Source organism: Rhodococcus sp. 27YEA6, from assembly GCF_044908235.1.
Taxonomy (GTDB): domain Bacteria; phylum Actinomycetota; class Actinomycetes; order Mycobacteriales; family Mycobacteriaceae; genus Rhodococcus_F; species Rhodococcus_F qingshengii.
Window position 1 is genome coordinate 87,589 of the sequence record NZ_JBIYCY010000010.1, and the last position, 17,647, is coordinate 105,235.

General features: G+C 61.2%; 15 protein-coding genes. 5 read left to right on the plus strand and 10 right to left on the minus strand.

Annotation, left to right across the window (positions count from 1 at the left end):
- Positions 1-11: 11 nt before the first annotated feature.
- Together ABH939_RS23150 and ABH939_RS23155 are read right to left on the minus strand one after the other, a co-directional pair.
- Positions 12-1,202: a CaiB/BaiF CoA transferase family protein gene (locus ABH939_RS23150; protein ID WP_404650197.1), complete on the minus strand. Its 1,191-nt coding sequence runs from the start codon at positions 1,200-1,202 to the stop codon at positions 12-14.
- Between the two features lie 2 nt (positions 1,203-1,204).
- Positions 1,205-3,154: a flavin-containing monooxygenase gene (locus tag ABH939_RS23155; RefSeq protein WP_404650198.1), complete on the minus strand. Its 1,950-nt coding sequence runs from the start codon at positions 3,152-3,154 to the stop codon at positions 1,205-1,207.
- 192 nt (positions 3,155-3,346) lie between these two features.
- On the opposite strand from ABH939_RS23155, the gene ABH939_RS23160 reads away from it, so the two are divergent.
- Positions 3,347-4,954: a class I adenylate-forming enzyme family protein gene (locus tag ABH939_RS23160; protein WP_404650230.1), complete on the plus strand. Its 1,608-nt coding sequence runs from the start codon at positions 3,347-3,349 to the stop codon at positions 4,952-4,954.
- Complete coding sequence (locus tag ABH939_RS23165; RefSeq protein ID WP_404650199.1) at positions 4,941-5,627, plus strand: TetR/AcrR family transcriptional regulator; 687 nt, start codon at positions 4,941-4,943, stop codon at positions 5,625-5,627. The genes ABH939_RS23160 and ABH939_RS23165 overlap by 14 nt, the downstream gene beginning before the upstream one ends.
- A 73-nt stretch (positions 5,628-5,700) precedes the next feature.
- On the opposite strand, the gene ABH939_RS23170 is transcribed toward ABH939_RS23165, so the two are convergent.
- Both ABH939_RS23170 and ABH939_RS23175 read right to left on the minus strand, forming a co-directional pair.
- Positions 5,701-6,870, minus strand: coding sequence for an iron-containing alcohol dehydrogenase (locus ABH939_RS23170; protein ID WP_211921764.1), 1,170 nt, complete (start codon positions 6,868-6,870; stop codon positions 5,701-5,703).
- Between the two features lie 997 nt (positions 6,871-7,867).
- Complete coding sequence (locus ABH939_RS23175; RefSeq protein WP_404650200.1) at positions 7,868-8,884, minus strand: hypothetical protein; 1,017 nt, start codon at positions 8,882-8,884, stop codon at positions 7,868-7,870.
- 420 nt (positions 8,885-9,304) lie between these two features.
- On the opposite strand from ABH939_RS23175, the gene ABH939_RS23180 reads away from it, so the two are divergent.
- Positions 9,305-9,481 (plus strand): hypothetical protein, encoded by a 177-nt coding sequence (locus ABH939_RS23180; protein WP_156511704.1) that lies wholly within the window; start codon positions 9,305-9,307, stop codon positions 9,479-9,481.
- Here the strand turns inward: ABH939_RS23180 and ABH939_RS23185 are convergent, their stop codons facing one another.
- The 6 genes from ABH939_RS23185 to ABH939_RS23210 form a co-directional block, all read right to left on the minus strand.
- Entirely contained in the window at positions 9,482-10,465 is a 984-nt protein-coding gene (locus tag ABH939_RS23185; RefSeq protein WP_404650201.1) for an NAD(P)H-dependent flavin oxidoreductase, read from the minus strand. It abuts the gene before it with no gap.
- An 80-nt stretch (positions 10,466-10,545) separates the two neighbouring features.
- Positions 10,546-11,682 carry a CaiB/BaiF CoA-transferase family protein gene (locus tag ABH939_RS23190; protein ID WP_211921758.1) on the minus strand — a complete coding sequence of 379 codons (1,137 nt, stop codon included), beginning with the start codon at positions 11,680-11,682 and terminating at the stop codon, positions 10,546-10,548.
- The gene (locus ABH939_RS23195; protein ID WP_063315430.1) at positions 11,679-12,776 is read right to left on the minus strand and encodes a hypothetical protein; all 1,098 of its coding nucleotides are present in this window, start codon (positions 12,774-12,776) and stop codon (positions 11,679-11,681) included. Before ABH939_RS23195 ends, ABH939_RS23190 begins: the two co-directional genes overlap by 4 nt.
- 52 nt (positions 12,777-12,828) lie before the next feature.
- Positions 12,829-13,785 (minus strand): ABC transporter substrate-binding protein, encoded by a 957-nt coding sequence (locus ABH939_RS23200; RefSeq protein WP_030537154.1) that lies wholly within the window; start codon positions 13,783-13,785, stop codon positions 12,829-12,831.
- Positions 13,786-13,875: 90 nt separating this feature from the next.
- Complete coding sequence (locus ABH939_RS23205; protein WP_037126877.1) at positions 13,876-14,649, minus strand: ABC transporter ATP-binding protein; 774 nt, start codon at positions 14,647-14,649, stop codon at positions 13,876-13,878.
- 11 nt (positions 14,650-14,660) lie between these two features.
- On the minus strand, positions 14,661-15,533 hold the full coding sequence (locus ABH939_RS23210; RefSeq protein ID WP_030537155.1) for an ABC transporter permease: 873 nt from the start codon (positions 15,531-15,533) through the stop codon (positions 14,661-14,663).
- Positions 15,534-15,767: 234 nt separating this feature from the next.
- Here ABH939_RS23210 and ABH939_RS23215 point away from each other — a divergent pair, with 234 nt between their 5' ends.
- Together ABH939_RS23215 and ABH939_RS23220 are read left to right on the plus strand one after the other, a co-directional pair.
- On the plus strand, positions 15,768-16,658 hold the full coding sequence (locus ABH939_RS23215) for a LysR family transcriptional regulator (RefSeq protein WP_007735587.1): 891 nt from the start codon (positions 15,768-15,770) through the stop codon (positions 16,656-16,658).
- A complete protein-coding gene (locus ABH939_RS23220) occupies positions 16,655-17,581 on the plus strand; it encodes a LysR family transcriptional regulator (RefSeq protein WP_083058617.1) in 927 nt (308 codons plus the stop codon). Before ABH939_RS23215 ends, ABH939_RS23220 begins: the two co-directional genes overlap by 4 nt.
- The last annotated feature ends 66 nt before the right edge of the window (positions 17,582-17,647 follow it).

Genomic DNA, 17,647 nt, shown 5'->3' on the forward strand with positions numbered 1-17,647 from the left:
GGTTCTCTCGCTCACCACGTCTGTGGACCAACAGCCATGCGAGTGGACCGATGTCGAGTGGAATTGCCCCCGAGGTGCTCTGAGGCAATCTCCCATCGCGACACGGTTGCGTCCAGTTCGTCGTTTCTCCGTGGTGGGGCTGCTCCCTGTGACGAGTCCAGCCGTGGTGCGGCGGAGGGCATCGAAAAGCCTCCTGCATCGACGAAGGCCGTCCGCTTTATTGCATGGTCGTGGAGTGTTGCCTCGTGGAGTGTGAGCACGGGTGTGACACAAGCGTTCAGGCCGTCGAAGACCTCGACCCAGGCGTCGCGATCGTGTGTGGCGAAGGTTCTGCCGAAGTGTTCGGACAAGTCGTCCCAGTTCGATTGGTCCCAGCGATTCGGCAACGAGGCGGGATCCAATCCGAGTCCGAACACGAAGCGGTCGTAGTACACGTCTTCGAGGGCCCCTACCGCCATGTACCTGTGGTCTGCGCACTCGTACGCGCGGTAGAACGGGGCAGATCCGTCGAGGAGGTTGGTTCCACGACGGGCTGACCAGCGGCCGGCATGCTGCCACGATCGGACGAGCGCAGTCAACGAACTGGCGCCGTCGACCATCGCTGTATCCACCACCTGGCCTCGGCCAGTGCGTTCTCTTTCGTGCAGCGCGGCAAGTACTCCTACGAGCAGGAACATCGATCCGCCGCCGAAGTTCCCGACGTAGTTCAGCGGCGGTGACGGCGGCCCGGAAGCCGGTCCGAGCTGTTCGAGCGCGCCCGAAAGCGCAAGGTAGTTCAGGTCGTGCCCGGCTTCTCGGGCCATCGGTCCCTTCTGGCCCCAGCCACTCATTCGGCCGTAGATCAGCCCCGGATTGTCCTGCAGGCAGATCTCGGAGCCCAGGCCGAGCTTCTCCATCGTGCCGGGCCGAGAGCCCTCCATCAGGACGTCCGCTCGGGCGATCAGCCTGCGCACCTTGGCGAGATCTTCGGTCTTGGTCAGATCTGCAGTGAGTTCGGTCCGCCCTCGGAGCATCCCCGCATTCGCATCGTCGATTCCGTCATCTGCTCCCATCGAGATGGGGCGCACGATGCGCACGACATCGGCGCCAAGATCTGCCAACATCAGACCGGCGTGCAGTAGCGGCCCTATGGCCTCCATTTCAATGACCCGGATACCCGACAGCGGCCCGCCGTGCACTCCGCCGGTGGCTTCGTCCTGCATGATCACCCTCGCGCGGTCGGAGTCGGGACCGACTCGGAGCGTGCCGGCTCGGTACGAAAATCTGCCGGGTCGACTCGGTAGGTCATGGCCCAGTAGTCGTTGATCCGCCATGGAAGGACCGACACGACGCGACCGTCCGGGTTTCGGTACCAGTTCTCCATTGCCGGATGGGTCCAGACCATCTGTGCGTGCTGTCGGTCGACGGCCTCGTTGTATCGATCGTTGACCTCGGCCCGGCACTCCATCGCGCCGAGGTTTTCCGATTGCATCAACTTCAAGGCATCCATGATGTAGCGGACCTGACATTCCAGGATCGTGATGAAGCTCCCCCCATGTCCCAGGCCGGTGTTCGGTCCGGTCATGACGAAGAAATTGGGGAAGTCAGGAACTGTGATTCCCAGGTAGGCGCGCGCGTCGTGCTCGCCCCAGATTTCTCCGGTGGACCGGCCGGATCGACCGACGATGTCCATCGGGTAAAGAACGCGCACACTGTGGAAACCCGTCGCCATGACAATGACGTCCAGCTGGTGCTCGACGCCGTTCGTGTCGACGAGTCCAGAAGGTGTCAGGGCGTCGACTCCGTGGGGCACCAGTGTGACGTCGGGCTTACGAAGCATCGTGAACCAGCCATTGTCCAGCAGCATTCGCTTACCAAAGGGCGGATAGTCCGGAAGAGATGCCTCGATCAGATCTGTTCGATCACCCAGCTGATCGCGGAGATAGCGTTCGTAGAACTTGCGATGACCATGGTTGGTCGCATTGATCGAGGCGCTCGGCTCTGGCCAGTCGGGGTCGACCTGGAGGGACGAGTACACCTTGTCGTTGAAGATCCACGACAGACGCGCCCGGTACCACTCGCGATAGCCGGGGATGTTGTCCATCAGCCAGTGGACGCCGTCGTCGATGGTCGTGAAGTAGTCGTCGTTCGGTGCGATCCACTGTGGTGAGCGCTGGAAGATCGTCAGCGATCCGACACGATCCGCGATGGCCGGGCCGATCTGCATAGCACTGGCTCCGGTACCGACGATGCCCACTCGCTTTCCGCGGAGCGACTCGGGATCGTCGAGCTCGTTCGGCCACTCGGCGGAGTGGAAGAGGCGACCACGGAAGGTCTCGATTCCCGGTAGATGCGGGATCTTGGGACGATTGAGCAGACCGACCGCGCTGATCAGGATGGGAGCCTCGAGGGTCTCCGGTGCCTCACCTGGTCGCTGGACGGACACACGCCAACTCTGTTTCGACTCCTCGAACTCGGCGCGCGTCACCTCATGGCGGAAGCGGACATTGCGCCGGATGTCGTTGGCCTCCGCAAAGTCCTCGAGATATCCCTGAACCTCGTCGCGCTTGCCGAAGTGGGTCGACCAGTTACGAGGGAACGACGAGATCGAGTAAAGGTGGCTCGGTGTATCAACTCCGGCGCCCGGATAGCGGTTCTCCCACCATGATCCGCCGACGTCGTCGTTCTTCTCCAGGATCACGTGAGAGATTCCAGCGCGGGTGAGCTCGACGGAGGCCAGCATCCCCGCGATGCCGGCTCCGATCACGATGGCGTGGAGTCGCTCGTTGCACTTGGCGGTGGCAGGCTTGATCTGCGGACCATTGACTATCTCCGCCATCATCGGCGCGAAGTCCGGCGGCACGGTCTCGCTGCAGGTGAAGTTGAGGATTCGCTCGACTTCCGAGCTGTCCAGCGTCCGCCGGGACGGCTCGTCCAGCGTCCACCAGCGTTCCACTGCGTCGATCAACGCGCTCCGGATTTCGGACTGAACTTCCTCCGGAAGTCCTCCCGTGGAGTTGTCATCCATGCCCCGACTGCGCGTGGGTTGATAGCGGGGTGCCACCCACCGCTCATCGGCGGTCAGCTCCAGCAACACGGCGAGCATGGTCGGAACGTTGCCCCGTAACACCGCCGAACGCAGGTGGTCACGGTCCAGGTCAGTGACGATAGTCATGTCATGCAGGCTAACAGTCGTTAGCGACACAACCAAGTGTGATTTCGATATTCCCATTGTTGCTTGGAAACTCTGCTTGACCCGCGTGGATGCCGATGACAGTATGAGCCACATCATACTAACCGCGGTAAGCATTCAGGAAGTTGAGGAACCATGGATCTGTCGACAAGTGTCGAATCGGATGCCACTGATATGCGACGGAGTTCAGGTCCGCTTGTCCGATCCCTCACAGCGACCCAGTCGTCACCGCTAGGGCGAGCGACGTTGGGCGACCAGCTTCGCCGCCACTCGCAGAGTCGACACTCGAAGCCGGCGATCGTGTCGTATGCCCCAGGTGGTCGACGCACCGTGACCACCTACGGTGCGCTCAATCAGGATGCCAACCGGGCATCCCACATGTTCCTCGGACTCGGTGTTTCCCGCGGTGACCGGGTCGCCGTGATGGCCCGCAATCGCGTGGAGTCGATAGTCGCCTACTACGGTGCTCTCAAAATAGGGGCGGTGTACTCCGGCATCAATGTCCTTTTCGGGCCGAACGAAGTGGCTCAACAGATCGGGCACCTCGAGCCCGCGGTTGTGGTCGTGGCCGCGGAATTCCTGCCGGTACTGGAAGAAGCGCTGCCGGGACTCGGTACCCGCCCCGAAATCGTTGTTCTCGACAGCACGGACGAGTTCGGCGGCCACTGCTTCGATCAACTCCTCGAGTCCTCGTCGCCGACAGAGCCGGATTGCGATGTCGACGAGCACGATCTCGCAATGATCGTGTACACCAGTGGAACCGAGGCGGCTCCGAAGGGCGTTATGCTGCCGCATCGCAACTACCTGGTCTCCACTGCACCTGCGTACACATGGGGACTGCGATGCCTGGACGATGACGTCTGGCTCTACGTCATGCCATTCCACACTATTGCCGGAATCGGCTCCCTGACCTCGCTCCTGCTATTGGGAGCGACGCTCGTGCTCCCGGCCAGCCTCGCGCCTGCCGACGCTTTGCACATGATCAAAACGGAGCAGATCACCGTCCTGGCTCAAACCCCGACCTTCTTCATCTCGCTCGCAGATCATCCTGACTTCGGTCCTGAGACTGTCGGGACCATCCAGCGCTGCCTGACCTACGGAGGTCAGGTCTCGCCGCGAACGGTGGACGCATGGCACCACGCGGCGCCCGCATCGGTGTGGGGCACCTACTGGGGTCAGTCCGAGTTGACGCAGTTGGGCTCCGTCGGCTGGTTCAAGCGACTCGAGGACATTCCCGATCAGGATCCGACCTGGATCGGCAAGCCTGTAGGCCATCTCGAGGTCAAGGTGGTCGATGCCGACGGAAATGAAGCAGAGCGAGGTGAACTCCTCTGTCGCACGCCGTCGGTGATGCTGGGTTACTACAAGGATCCCGAGAAAACCGCAGCTGTCCTCGAGGGTGGTTGGGTCCACACCGGCGACATCGTACGTCGCGACTCCGAGGGCAACATGTTCTTCCTCGATCGCAGCAAGGACATGATCAAGACGGGCGGCTACAACGTGTCCTCGCAGGAGGTCGAGCGCGTACTACAAGCCCACCCCGAGGTGTCGCGCGCCGCCGTCGTGGGACTTCCGGACGAATACTGGTCCGAGGCGGTCACCGGCTTCGTCATCGTCGTAGACGGCAGCGATCTCACCGGCCAGGAGTTGCGAGACCACTGCAAGGCCGCGCTCGCAGGCTATAAGGTTCCAAAGGCGATCACGATTGTGGATGAGCTGCCCACAGACCCTCAGGGGAAGCTGCTCAAGAGAGAACTACGCCGCCTGTATGCAAAGGACTGAAACGCTGAACATCGATCCTGCCAGCAGCGCGACACCCGGATCCGGTCGACCACGGCTTGAAGGTCTTCCAAGCAGACGTGACGACATACTGGCCGCGGCGGCCGAATACTTCGCTGATCAGGGCTACCACTCGGCAGGCATGCGTGGCATCGCAGATTCGGTAGGAATCAAGGGCGCGAGCCTCTACAACCACTTCAGCTCGAAAGAGGAGATCCTCTACGCGATCGCGCTCAAGATGACCAGGGACCCGGTCGAGGAGCATCTACTTGTCCTCGACGAGACTGGAACACCGGCCGAGCGACTCACCTCGCTGATCGATGTTCATCTACGGTATTTAGCGATGAACAGGGTCGAGCATCTGGTCAGCCTTCGAGAGATCTCGGCGCTTACCGACGAGCACCGTATGAGGGTGCTCGAGTACCGCAAGTACTACCAGAGGCGTGTGCGCGATGTGATTGCTGCCGGGGTCCGCGCCGGAGAGTTCGAGATCGCCGACCCACAGCGTGCGGCTGTTGCGGTGCTCGACCTCATGAATGGTGTGAGCTGGTGGCTCCGGGACGACCACGATATCGAGGCGCTGGTGGCAACCTACGTGGACTACATCGTCGTCGGAATTCTCCGTCACCGTCCCGGAACGCAAAGTGGTACCGGCGGTACGTCCAGCCGACGGTGACGCCCGTTCAGCCCGAAAACAGGTGATCCCCCTCCACCCGACGTGGAGGGGGATCACCTGTTTTCGGGCTCGATCAGAGTGCCCGCCGCAACAAAGGAACCAACGCGTCAGGATTCGCGATGGGGTTCGGGTTGGTCCCGCACCAGATGTCCTTGAACGTGTACGTAGCCAGGCTGGGGAGGTCGTTGTCGGTCAGCCCGACCTCTCCCAGCGATCTCGGCATGCCGAGTCGCCGGATCAGCGAGTCCGCCAACTCGTGTGCCGGCGTTTGCGGCGCACCCAAGGACGAACTGATCAGCGCCTGGCGATGCTCGTTGACCTCGCGGTTGTACTCGAGCGCGAAAGGCGCCATGACGCAGGAGGTGTACCCGTGTGGGACGTTGAACGAACCGCCGAGTGCATGCCCGACGGCATGGCTGACGCCCATGTCGAGGCCTGCGACGATCGCGACCATTGACGACCACGCACCGACCTGGCACATCAGACGGGCATCCACGTCGTCGGTGTCTTCCTTCACTCGGACGAGTCCCTCGGAGAGCAGTCGTATGGCATTCATCGCCATCCCGTCGTAGTACCCGTTCGATTCGAGCGAGCCCAAGGTCTCGAAGGCGTGGTCCAGTGCGCGAACCCCGGTCGACAGCCACAGCCACTCCGGCGTGTGCAGCGTGAGTGCAGGATCGAGGATGACAGCCTTCGGGGTCATCGCCGGATGCAAGTAACCCTCTTTGACGTTGCTCTTCTCATCCGTCGACCCGGCCAACGCGTTGAACTCACCTCCCGCCAGGGTCGTGGGCGCCACCACTACCGGGATCTTCGGGGCGGAGAAGGCGGGGGCGGTCACCGATGTGTCGGGATTGACCTGCAGGTGGTAGGCGTCCATTTGCGATGCCTCGCGAACTCCGTGCTCCAGAGTGATTGCAAGGATCTTCGCCAGGTCCGTCGCCGATCCGCCGCCCACGCACAACAGCATGTCCGGATCGGCGTCGGCAGCAACTCGGGTGGCAGCAATGACGTCTTCGCGCGGTACGTGGGGTCGAACCGCATCGAACAGTCCCACGAATCGATCACCCAGTGCCTCGATCACCCGAGCGATCTCGTCTGTCTGCGAGTTGAGCGTCCCGCTACATACGACGAAGACTCGGTTCGCCCCGAGCAACTCTGCTTCCTGGGCCGCGGCCTCCGCGACCGGAGCGCCAATGCGGACTCTCTCCATGGACGGCAGAGAGACAAGTGATGACTGCACGGCAATACCATCTTTCTTTCTTGATCCTCAATCCACCACGACGTCGTCAAGAGCGCTCAGCTCTCGCTCGGTCTGTTCAGGAGTGGGATAGAGCGTGGATCCGGCGCTGGGAAATGTCTCGCACCCCGTCGCAGGCTAACAGTGGTTACCCTATAGGAGATTTGTGGCGCACGCCACAATCGTTTGTCTTTTGGCCAGCGGAACCAGAGGGCGAGGTTAGTCCGTGGGCGTCAATACTGACTTGATCTGCAGTTTTTCAGAAATCCTCATGGCTCTCGGCGGCGCGCCGTTGCATCTCCAGTGGAGGGCGAGAATCGGTTACGGTGGATTCGATCCCCAAAAGGTCGAATTACCTAACCACCGATTGCCTAATTTCGGGAACAGCTGCGTGATGACGCCTGGGTTGAGTACTGGGGCTGTAGCCATCACTGGCACTCTGGTGACGGACGCCGAATCCAGTGCGCACCCTTCCCGGCACTCAGGTGAATGGTGTCGGCGGCGCGACATGCATCGACTTCGCCGTGGAGAAGCGCCTCGACCTTTCCTTGGTCGGAACAGCGGCACTGAGGTGAACAATTATCGCGAGGTATGCCGCGGGTTGATCCAGCTGCAAAGGGAGTTGGCATATCGGGGACGAAGGTTTCTTCTTCCGAGATTCACTCCGCCGAAGCTGACCATTGCAGTCGGTCCGGCAAAGTTAGTCGAGACCCTCGGCTTCTGCTGGGGCTTCGAGACTGGGCATACCCACGGTAAATCCGCTGCCGCCGCACGACGCGAACTGTTTCTTCGACTGGATGGACCGTCAGCTAGAGGACATGATTTTCGGGGTTCGATTACGTGCGTATCGAAAGGAGGTGCTGCGTTGTCTGCGTGAGCAAGGGGGCACCGAAGAGGAGAGCACGATGATGTTGCGTCACTTCGGTTCTGAGAGCGCGGTGCCACATCGGCAACCACCCTTCTGCTTGCCGCGCCACCCTCGCCGGAGGCTCTGGTCGTGTCACTCGCCCTCGATCAATGGATCTTCCAGTTCGAGAAGCGCGACCTCGTCCGGATGCAAGGTTTCGTTCGGATCCACGGATCGGGTCAACCGGTCGTTTGGACCCAATTCGTCTGGCGCCTGGATGATCTGAAGACCTCGTGCCAAGATCTCGACTCGTCCACGGTTCTCGTTGCTCGTGAGATCTGCTGCGAAAGCAGCAGCTACGGCGTCGCGTGCCAGAGCCTCCGCCAGGTCCCAATCATGGATGTAATCCTCGACCGAAAGGTTCGCTTCTCGCCGGCTCAGCGCGGCCGAAGTGCATCCTTGAAAGTAGAGAGCGACCAACTCCTGAGCGCCGTCCCACTCCGCCTCCAGGCCGAGGGCTACCGCGTTCTCCCGCAACGCGGATCGAAGGTCGAGCGCGTCAGCTGCTCTCATCGGGGGTGACGCGCGCACCTTGCTCACGTACTCCTCGAACCCGATCACGGCGACAGTCCCGACGACATCGATTACTGCGGGCCAATTCGGCCCCAGATGGCTGGCGAGGTCGACGTCCGTGATGGTTGTCGACTCGATGTGCCGGACAAGCGAATCGAGCGAACGATCTGCGTCGTCGTAGAGTCCATCTCGTTGCGCCTGACGAAGCCACTCCGCTTCTGCGACTATCGCATCTCCGGGAATCGAACCGGCGTTCTCGAAAGCTTCATCAATGGATAGCTCAGTACCGACAGCGACTTGGGGCCCCCAAGCCGCTCCGTTGACTCGCAAGAGCTGCGCAGCAGTCTGTACCACGTTCGTCAAACGAACCGACGCGTCAGAAGAGCGACGCAACGTAGCTGCATCGGGCCTCGACGGGATGGGTTCACACGCTGGATTGTGCCGTCCACGTTCCGCTTTCGTGATGGTCTCTTCGATATTCGCAGAGGATGGGCGTGCAGCGAAGATCTTCGATACACCGATAGCACCAGCAGTAGCCACAGCGATGATCAATCCCGCTGCAACGAATTTCGCCCTCCGGGTCGGTACCGCATGCATGCTCTTGATTCCCCTTCGGTGTGCCCCGGACGATGCGAGCGAAATATCGGATTCTATCGCGAACGCTATCGGGCTCGTGGGACTTCAGTATTCGGTCAAGCGCAAGATTGTTGCGGGGATCGTAGCGCCATAGGGACTAGGTGCCTTGAAAGGGTTGTGAGACGACTTCGACGATCGCACAGTCGGGACGGGCGCGCCGGGCTCTCGTCCTTGCTGTATGCAGTCGAAGCCAAGAAATGTCGGGGGACGTAATGGGGGGAGCTGCTGTGGGCCGACGGTGATGTTTTGGTAGCCCCATGGCCACAACGTCGAGTAGATCGTGTTCGGTGCCGATCGAAATCCTTGCGGTCGTCACTCTGATGACCCCAAGCAATTCGGAGTACACCTCCTTTCCTCGTCCTGGCGTCAATGATCGTCGGGATGCACCCGAAACGATCGAACGGCGATGACAAGCCGCGAGGCGATCGCGAAGAGCTCACCGTCACCGCACGACGCATCGAGGACGAGGTATCGGCGGCATGCGGGTCGACGAGCGCAACGGCAGGGGTCATGCGCGAAGGACTGGCCGACTGTAGCGCTCAGCGGGTTCGGACGTAGTCAGGCGCTGACCGGGTCCAGGAGGCCGGCAAGCCGTCCGGCAATCAGTGCTTCGGACTCTGCGACAATACGTTCCACCAATTCACCCACAGTGGGGACGTCGCGAATCAATCCTTGCACAGTGCCAGCCGTCCAGATGCCAGCCTCCTGGTCGCCGCTGTCGAACACCGCTCGGCCCCGCGCACCGGCCACAAGATGTCGAACGTCTTCGAATTTGCCACCACTGGAAAGGATTTCGACAACTTCTTGGCTGATGCTGTTGCGTGCTACCCGTGCGGTATTGCGTAGTGACCTGAAAATCAGTTCCGTGTCGACCTCCGAGGCAGCGACTATCGCCTCTTTGATGTTGCGGTGAATCGGAGACTCCTCGGTGCACATGAACCGTGTACCCATGTTGATGCCGTCGGCGCCGAGCGCGAGGGCCGCCACTAATCCTCGCCCATCGGCAAATCCACCGGACGCGATCATGGGAATGCTGATCCGCTCTGCTGCTGCAGCGATGAGGACGAGACCCGGTACGTCGTCTTCCCCTGGATGCCCGGCACATTCGAACCCGTCGATGCTGATGCCGTCGACACCGAGGGCCTGGGCTTTGACCGCGTGGCGGACGCTGGTGCACTTGTGGAGAACCTTGATGCCTGCGCCGTGAAAGTGCGGCAGATGGGGCGCGGGAGACGATCCAGCTGTCTCGACGACTTTCACTCCGCAGTCGATTATCACGTTGCGATACTCATCGTAGGGCGGAGGTGTGATCGTCGGGAGGATTGTGAGGTTGACCCCGAAAGGTTGATCGGTGAGCTCGCGCGTTCGGGATATTTCTCGGGCAAGATCGTCAGGTGTCGGCTGTGTCAGGGCAGTGAGCATGCCGAGCGCGCCGGCGTGTGCAACTGCCGCTACGAGTTCTGCTCTCCCCACCCATTGCATGCCGCCCTGCACGATTGGGTGGCGAACTCCGAATGTCTCGGTAAATGCGGTGGTCAGCACTGGACATCTCCTCGATGGTGCATGGCTATCTGTTTGTCAGTTGCGTTGGTGCAAAGTCAATTTCGACCCGAACGGCGCATTCAGCTCGTCGATGTTGTCCACTCGTTCAAGGCCGGAACCTGTGAAAGTTCAGTTCGTGCCATCGGAGGTTCGGCGCGATAGGGCATGGCAGGCGTCAAATATTGTTCGCCATGTTCGTTGGTGCCGGGGATGAAGGTACGGTTCGCAATCACATCGTCGGCGCAAATTACCTGGTCGTAGTCACGCACAACTGCGGCAACCACTCCGGCCGCAGTGAGATGCTCTACCGCTTCCGCGGCGCTACGGTGGCACAGCTGCTTCTCGATCGTGGCGACGAGGTCAACACGGTTTTCCACGCGCAGAGCGTTGGTGGTGAACCGCGGGTCGTCGGCCAACTCGGGTAGGTCGATCGCCTTGCACAGTTCGATCCAGGCTTGCGGTTGGTATCCGCTGATCACCAGCTCGCCGTCGGCGGCGCGAAAGACGTCTGCTGCCGGTGCGACGCTTGGTTGTCCGTTCCCTTTGCGACTCATGGGCTTTCCGGATACCTGCCACTCGATCCAGTTGGCGGTCTGCAAGTGGATTGCGACGTCCAGCAGGGAAACTCGGACGGACGATCCTTTGCCGGTGCGTTCGCGCCGCAGTAGCGCTGCCAGTACCGCTTGAGCGACAACGTAGCTCGTTGCATGATCTATGACCGGTGCGCCCACACGTTGTGGCGGGCTATCCGCCTCACCCGTCACCGACATCAGTCCGCTCTCTGCTTGCGCAGCGATGTCGAGCCCCGCGCGGGTGGCGGACGGGCCTTCCGCCCCGTACCCGCTCACCGAGACGGCGATGATTTCCGGTCGCAGGCGTTGGAGTTCGGTAGAGGAGAATCCCAATCGATCAAGGGTTCCCGGACGCAAATTGTGCAGCAAGATGTCGCTCGATGCGATCAGATCCCGAGCTCGCTGCAGATCGGCGGAGTCTTTGAGGTCGAGGCAGATTGAACGCTTTCCACGGTTGTACCCGTAGAAGATGCCGCGCGCGTAGTCGGCGTCGATTTGTCGGGCCGGTTCACCGCCGGGGGGCTCGAGCTTGATGACCTCCGCACCGAGGTCGGACAACTGCTGCCCGGCGCTGGGTATTGCGATCAGCTGACCGATCTCCACTACTCGGACACCTGCCAACGGCAGGTCTACTTCGTCGGTCATCGAATGATCTCCACATGAGGCGAAGTGACATCCTCAGCGGGCTCCAGGCAGCGCGCCAACAGAATTCCTTCGGTGTGGTTGCAGGGGTTCAGTCGGTTTCTGTCACCTTCTGCTCCCCCGATTCGGATCGTCACCGTTCCATCGTCATTGCGTTCGAAGTGTGCGTCGTTGAGGTTGACGGTGTGGTCGCGGTACTCGAAGGACTCGAACCAGTGGTTGTACAGCATCACTCCGAAGTAGGTGCAGTCCGGGAGAGTGAATGTAATATCCACGGCAGTAGCGTCTTTCAGTGACCACCAGCCGGCAACGTATTGGTTGGAGCTGGTGCCGTAGAAGTCTCCCCACCCTCGCTGCTCCGAGGTCACGCGAATCTCGTTGGGAGACTGACTGAGTGTTTCGATGAGCTGAAGACTGCGTCGAAGGCTCACGTCCATGCCACGCGCAAGTTTCGTCAGGCGCTGGACCAGCCACGCCGTGTCGAGATCGGGGCGTGCACCAGGCGGCGGACCGAGGCGCTCGATGTGGAGAACAGGATCGATCTCCGTGTTACGCGTCTTGTGATACACACGCACTACTACGTCGAAGCAGCGCTCATCCAGCCGAATGCCGCTGCGCCCCTTAAGTTCTTGTGCGACGAAGATCTCGAAGTTGCCGTCCGCGTCACACACCTTGTCGTCGATGACGATGTTGTCGGCGACCCGGTCGGTCCCAGACGCGCCGACACGATTGGCGAGGACGGCGACGTACGGCACTGTGCCACGGTTACCGTGAATACGGTATGTCTCGTTGGGGTCGATCATCGCAGTCCAGTAGTCGACGTCGATGCCGTCTCCCCAGAACTTTCGCATCGGTGACATCAGGGTGAAGAGTTCAGGCCGGAGTACGTCTTGGCGCTCGATGTTCATCTCGGCGAGGTATCCGAACAGACGAAGTGCGTGCCGTACACCTTCGGCGCTGTCCAGCGGCGATCCGGTAGCGGCAGCGGTCGAACCGAATGTCGCAAGGCTGTCGGTGACTGCAGACCAAGCCTCGGTGAGCTGCCGGCGATCGTGCTGGGATTCGGATTGTGTTGACTGGTCAGCGAGTTGTGTCATCGTTTCTTCTCTCTCGTGGTAGACGAACTGGATTGTGTATGGGAGGCGTTGGTCAGCAGAGGGGGTCGAAAGGGACGTCTGCGTCGGACTTGCCCGAGGTCTGGTTGTTCACCCATGCGACGTTCTGGGTCCATCGGTCGGCTGAAATCTCGACCGGCCAGAGGGTCTTCTGCGAAGCCCACACCTGGTTGGCTTTGTCAGCAGGAACATTCATTCGCTCGGTGAGAAGTTGAGCTCCTGCTTGCTCGTTCGCGGGATCGGCTATCCACCCTGCTGCGGCCTCGAGCGCAGCACACACGGGGGCAGCAGCATCGGATTCAGCGAATGTGGCTGTCGTGACGAGCACCGTGCCCAGGCCGTATGAACTCACGCCGTCAGAGCCCACCGGGTCTACTTCTGTAATCGCCGTCATCGGAATTCCTTGAGCATCGAATACGGCCTGGCTGGCAGCGGTGAGAACGGCGGCATCTATGTCGCCCTTTCGTGCGAGTGGTATCTGACTCGCGGTAGGTGCCGCTGCGATGAATTGCACCGTGGAGGCGTCGATGTTTCTCTCTGCGAGAAGCTGATTGACGAATTGCTCGGCCGCGCCGCCACGTGACGGTATGGCGATCCGCTTGCCGGGCAAATCCTCGATGGTGGTGATGCCGCTGTCTTTCGTCACGGCGATCGCAAGATCGATCGACCCGTAGGGGGACAGTGGCCGCAGACTCTGCCCTTGCTCTATGGCCGGCACGACGGTTCCGGGTGCACCGACCGCGAGATCGGTTGTACCGCCGATGAGACCGCTGATGAGTTCGGGCCCGTTCTTTCCGTCGATGAGCTCGACGTGGAGGCCTTCCTTGTCGAACATTCCTTGTTGGACAGCGACGTAGACAGGCAGGGACAAAGCACTCGCAGGGTAGACCCCGATGGCGACGCTACCGTCGTTCGGACGCCCTCCCCCTCCACACGCGGAAAGCAGTAGGGCCGCTGCAATGACTGTGCCGACAAAAGGTCGAAGTTTCATGGGATTCCTGTTCCTTGATGGCTGGGCGCATCAGAAATCAAGCTGAGTTGGGTGGGCGCATCAGAAATCAAGCTGAGTTGGCTGGGCACATCAGTGGTCGAGCTGACCACGCAGCCGGTTGAAGATTTCGATGTATCGAGGTTCGGCGGTGAGGGTTTCGAGTTCGCGGGGGCGTTCGATGTCAATGCTGACGTCGTCGATCACCCGGCCGGCCCCGAGCAGCAGAACGCGGTCGGAGAGACAGATGGCTTCGCCGAGGTCGTGGGTTACGAAGATGACCGTCCGGCCTACCTGGGATTGCCAAAGCTCGAGGAATTCTCGCTGTACTTCGACTCGGGTTTGCGCATCGAGGGCGGCAAAGGGTTCGTCCATCAACAAGATGTCCGGATCCAGTGCCCACGTTCGGGCCAACGCGACACGCTGGCGCATCCCTTGGGAGAGTTGCCAAGTCCACAGCCGTGACGCCTCGGACATTTGAACGGCCGCAAGCCAGCGCGCTGATTGAGTTCGTCTCTCCGCCTTGGGTACTCCCCTCAATTCGAGACCGTACTCCACGTTCTTCTGCGCTGTTCGCCACGGGAACAGCGCATCTCGGGCCATCATGAAGCCCATCCGAGAACGAGCGTCGAATGGTGTTGTGCCGAGGACCTCAGTCTTCCCTTCTGTTGCGTCCACCAATCCAGCGAGCGCGTTGAGCAGAGTGGTCTTTCCGCAACCGCTCCTGCCGACCAAGCTCACGAACTGTCCGCGAGGGATGGTGAGGTCGAGATTGTCGACCACAGTTTTCGTCGACCCGTCGGGTGAGGGGAAGGATATCGTCAGTCCGTCGAGTTGTACGGCGGGTGTAATCACGTTGGTATCCATGATGATTCCTGTCATCGTCGAGCCGGCGGCTGCCACCGAAGGAGGTAGCGCTCGGCGAAGTTCATGACCTGGTTGAGGACGACTGCGACGATTGCGAGAAGTATGAGGATCGCGTAGACCGCTTCCATCCGGAACTGGGCCGAGTAGATCGACACAAGCTGGCCCAGCCCGTCCCGTGACGAGATCAGTTCCGAACCGACAACGCCAAGTAGCGAATAGATCAGCCCCAACCGAAGACCGGCAAAAATGCCAGGTGTTGCGACGGGGAGGAGGATGTGCCAGAACACCTGTGTCTTACTGGCATTCAGGACAGTGGATAGTCGGAGCCATTCGTCGTCCACCGACTTCACACCGGCTCGTGCACTCGAGCAGACGATGAAGAAGACGAGTGTGAACGCGAGAGCGACCTTCGCCGTCATCGTGATCCCGAAGATGACGATAAGCAGAGGCGCCAGCGCAAGACGTGGCATGGCATTCGCCGCATCCAGGAACGGACTCATGATGCGTTCGAGGGTCGGAAGCAGTCCGAGAGAGAGTCCGACCGCCACCCCGACTGCGCTAGCGAGGATCCACGCGATCACGACGGCAGTCATCGTGGCACGCAAGTTCGACGAAATCTCGCCCGACTGCACCGCTGCGGTGAAGTAGGCCCAGGCCTCGCCTGGCGTTTTGGCCAGAACTGGCTCGATCCAACCGTGCGATGCGACGAGCTGCCACGCTCCGAGTAGGACCAGAAGCAGCGCGACCTGGGCCAGTCGTACCCCGATGGTGAGTCGCGTACCGGATCGACGCTGTCGAGCGGGCTTCGGCTCAGAGCGCGCCCGCCTCACGGAACGGGGTGACGTAGCACCGGATGGCGAACTTGCGGTGATGGTTTCGGTCATTTCGGCGCCTCCTCCGTAGTGCTCGCAGGCGGCGATAGGTGCTCGACAAAAGCAGACGGGTGCCTCTGGTCGAAGCTCCCCGGGTTGTTGCTCACTGCGTTCATATGTGAAGCAGATCACGGGATTCTTCTTCCCGTCTACGCCACATTCGAGAGGTATGCCATAGGGTTTCCCTATGCCTGACGGGCGCAAAATCGGGCGCGCGCGAGGACTGCCACGAGAAGGGAACCCCGAATGGACCGGCGTCATCTGGAATACTTTCTCGCCCTTGCTGATCGGGGCAGCATTTCCGCTGCGGCTCGCGGACTGGGGGTCAGCCAGCCGACAATCTCGGAGGCTCTCGCCAGGATGGAGAAAGAGTGCGGCCTGACGCTCGTCCGCCGTGGCTCGCGGGGAGTCACCCTGACCGACGCTGGACGCGATCTCACAGGTCCGGCGGCCCAAGTACTTCGGGCATACCGGGATTTGGATCACGCTTTGCATCCATTGAACGTCGTGCAGCGGGGTCGGCTGACGGTCGTGTGTCCGCGAACACTGGCGCGTGATCCAGCGGCCACAGCCCTGGGTGCGTTCAAAAGAAAGTTTCCGAACGTTGCGGTGACGATGCTCAGCAACGACACCGACGGAATCGGAACGGTGGTCGCCTCGGGTCAGGCTGATATCGGCCTCGGGGTGGACGAGGTGTTCGACGAGGGCGTTGAACGTATCCTTCTCGGCCGGCAACAAATCGTTGCGCTGGTGCCGGCCGCACGAAGTGAAGGCGAGGGGGCAGCGGCGTTGACGGATCTGTTGCGAATCGGATTGATCACCAGCCCGCGTGACGATGTCACTCGGCGACTGTTGGCGGAACGCCTGGGCGAAGGCACTGTGGACGAGGCGGTGGTTGCGGAGACTATCTCTGTGGCCTCGATGATCCCACTGGTACGCGCGGGAGTCGGCGTCGCCTTCCTTCCCGAATCTGTCGCCGATACAGTCGGAGAAGGTGTGGTGCTGTGTCGTACTCGGCCCCCACTCACTCGTGATATTTGGATGTTCCACGGTTCGACGCCATCGCCTGCGGCACAAGCGTTTATCGAGACGACCAGCCGATTACGTGACGAAGGTGGGATGGGGAACGCTGGATGAGCAACTTCGGAGAGTCCGCAACCCCGCGAATCGATCCGCGGCAGCTACAAGACTTCCTTGCCGTCGTCGAACACGGCAGTATCACGGCGGCAGCGGCAAATCAGTTCACGGGAACATCGAGCGTCTCTCAATCAATTGCGCGGCTCGAAAGACGCGTCGGAGGACGGCTTTTCAATCGAGGCCGGACCGGCGCGACGCTGACGGCACGCGGACGGAATCTCATCGATCCAGCACGCGAAGCGCTGGCCGCGCTCGACCGATTAGTGGTCGACAGCGAGTCCTTACTGCCAGCAGTCCCCCGCCTCAGTGTTGCCACGACAGCGAGCCTTGCGGACGATCCCGCAGCGGTACTGCTCGGAGCGCTGCGCACGGAGGTGCCGAACCTGAGGATCACTATCTCGGATCCACCTGGGTCATCCGTGGCCGATGCGATTCACCCGGTCATGGCAGGCACCGCTGACGTGGCAATAATGGAGTCGCCGCCCACCGGTGTTCCCGGGACGCGCACGGTGCGCCTTCCGGACCACAAGTTGCGGCTCGTCTGCCCGCCCGGTACCCCGTCACCGGTGGACGGGGTATTCATCGGCGAAGATCTCATGCGCATCGGCTTGGTTGTCGCACCACGGTTCGAAACTTCCGATGTCTATCGCCATCTGCGGTCGATCGAACCGCGAATCGACCACGCATTCGTGATGAGGTCACAGCACCGCGATGCCTTCGCGGATTTCGCGTACGAAGGGATCGGTGCTGTCATCCTCGAACTCTCCAGTGCCGAGCGAGCATCCGAACGCGGGTGCACTGTGGGCGAGATATTCGAACTGCCCCCACGGAAGATCGCAGCCGTGGCAAGGGACGGCCCGAACACGCAGATCGTCGAACATTTCCTACGGCTGTGTGCCGAGCAATCCGCGCGGAAGCCGTAGGCCGAGGCGATCTCGACCTTGCGCTCTGGGTATTCGCGTCGCCCGGGCATCCACCGAGAACGATGA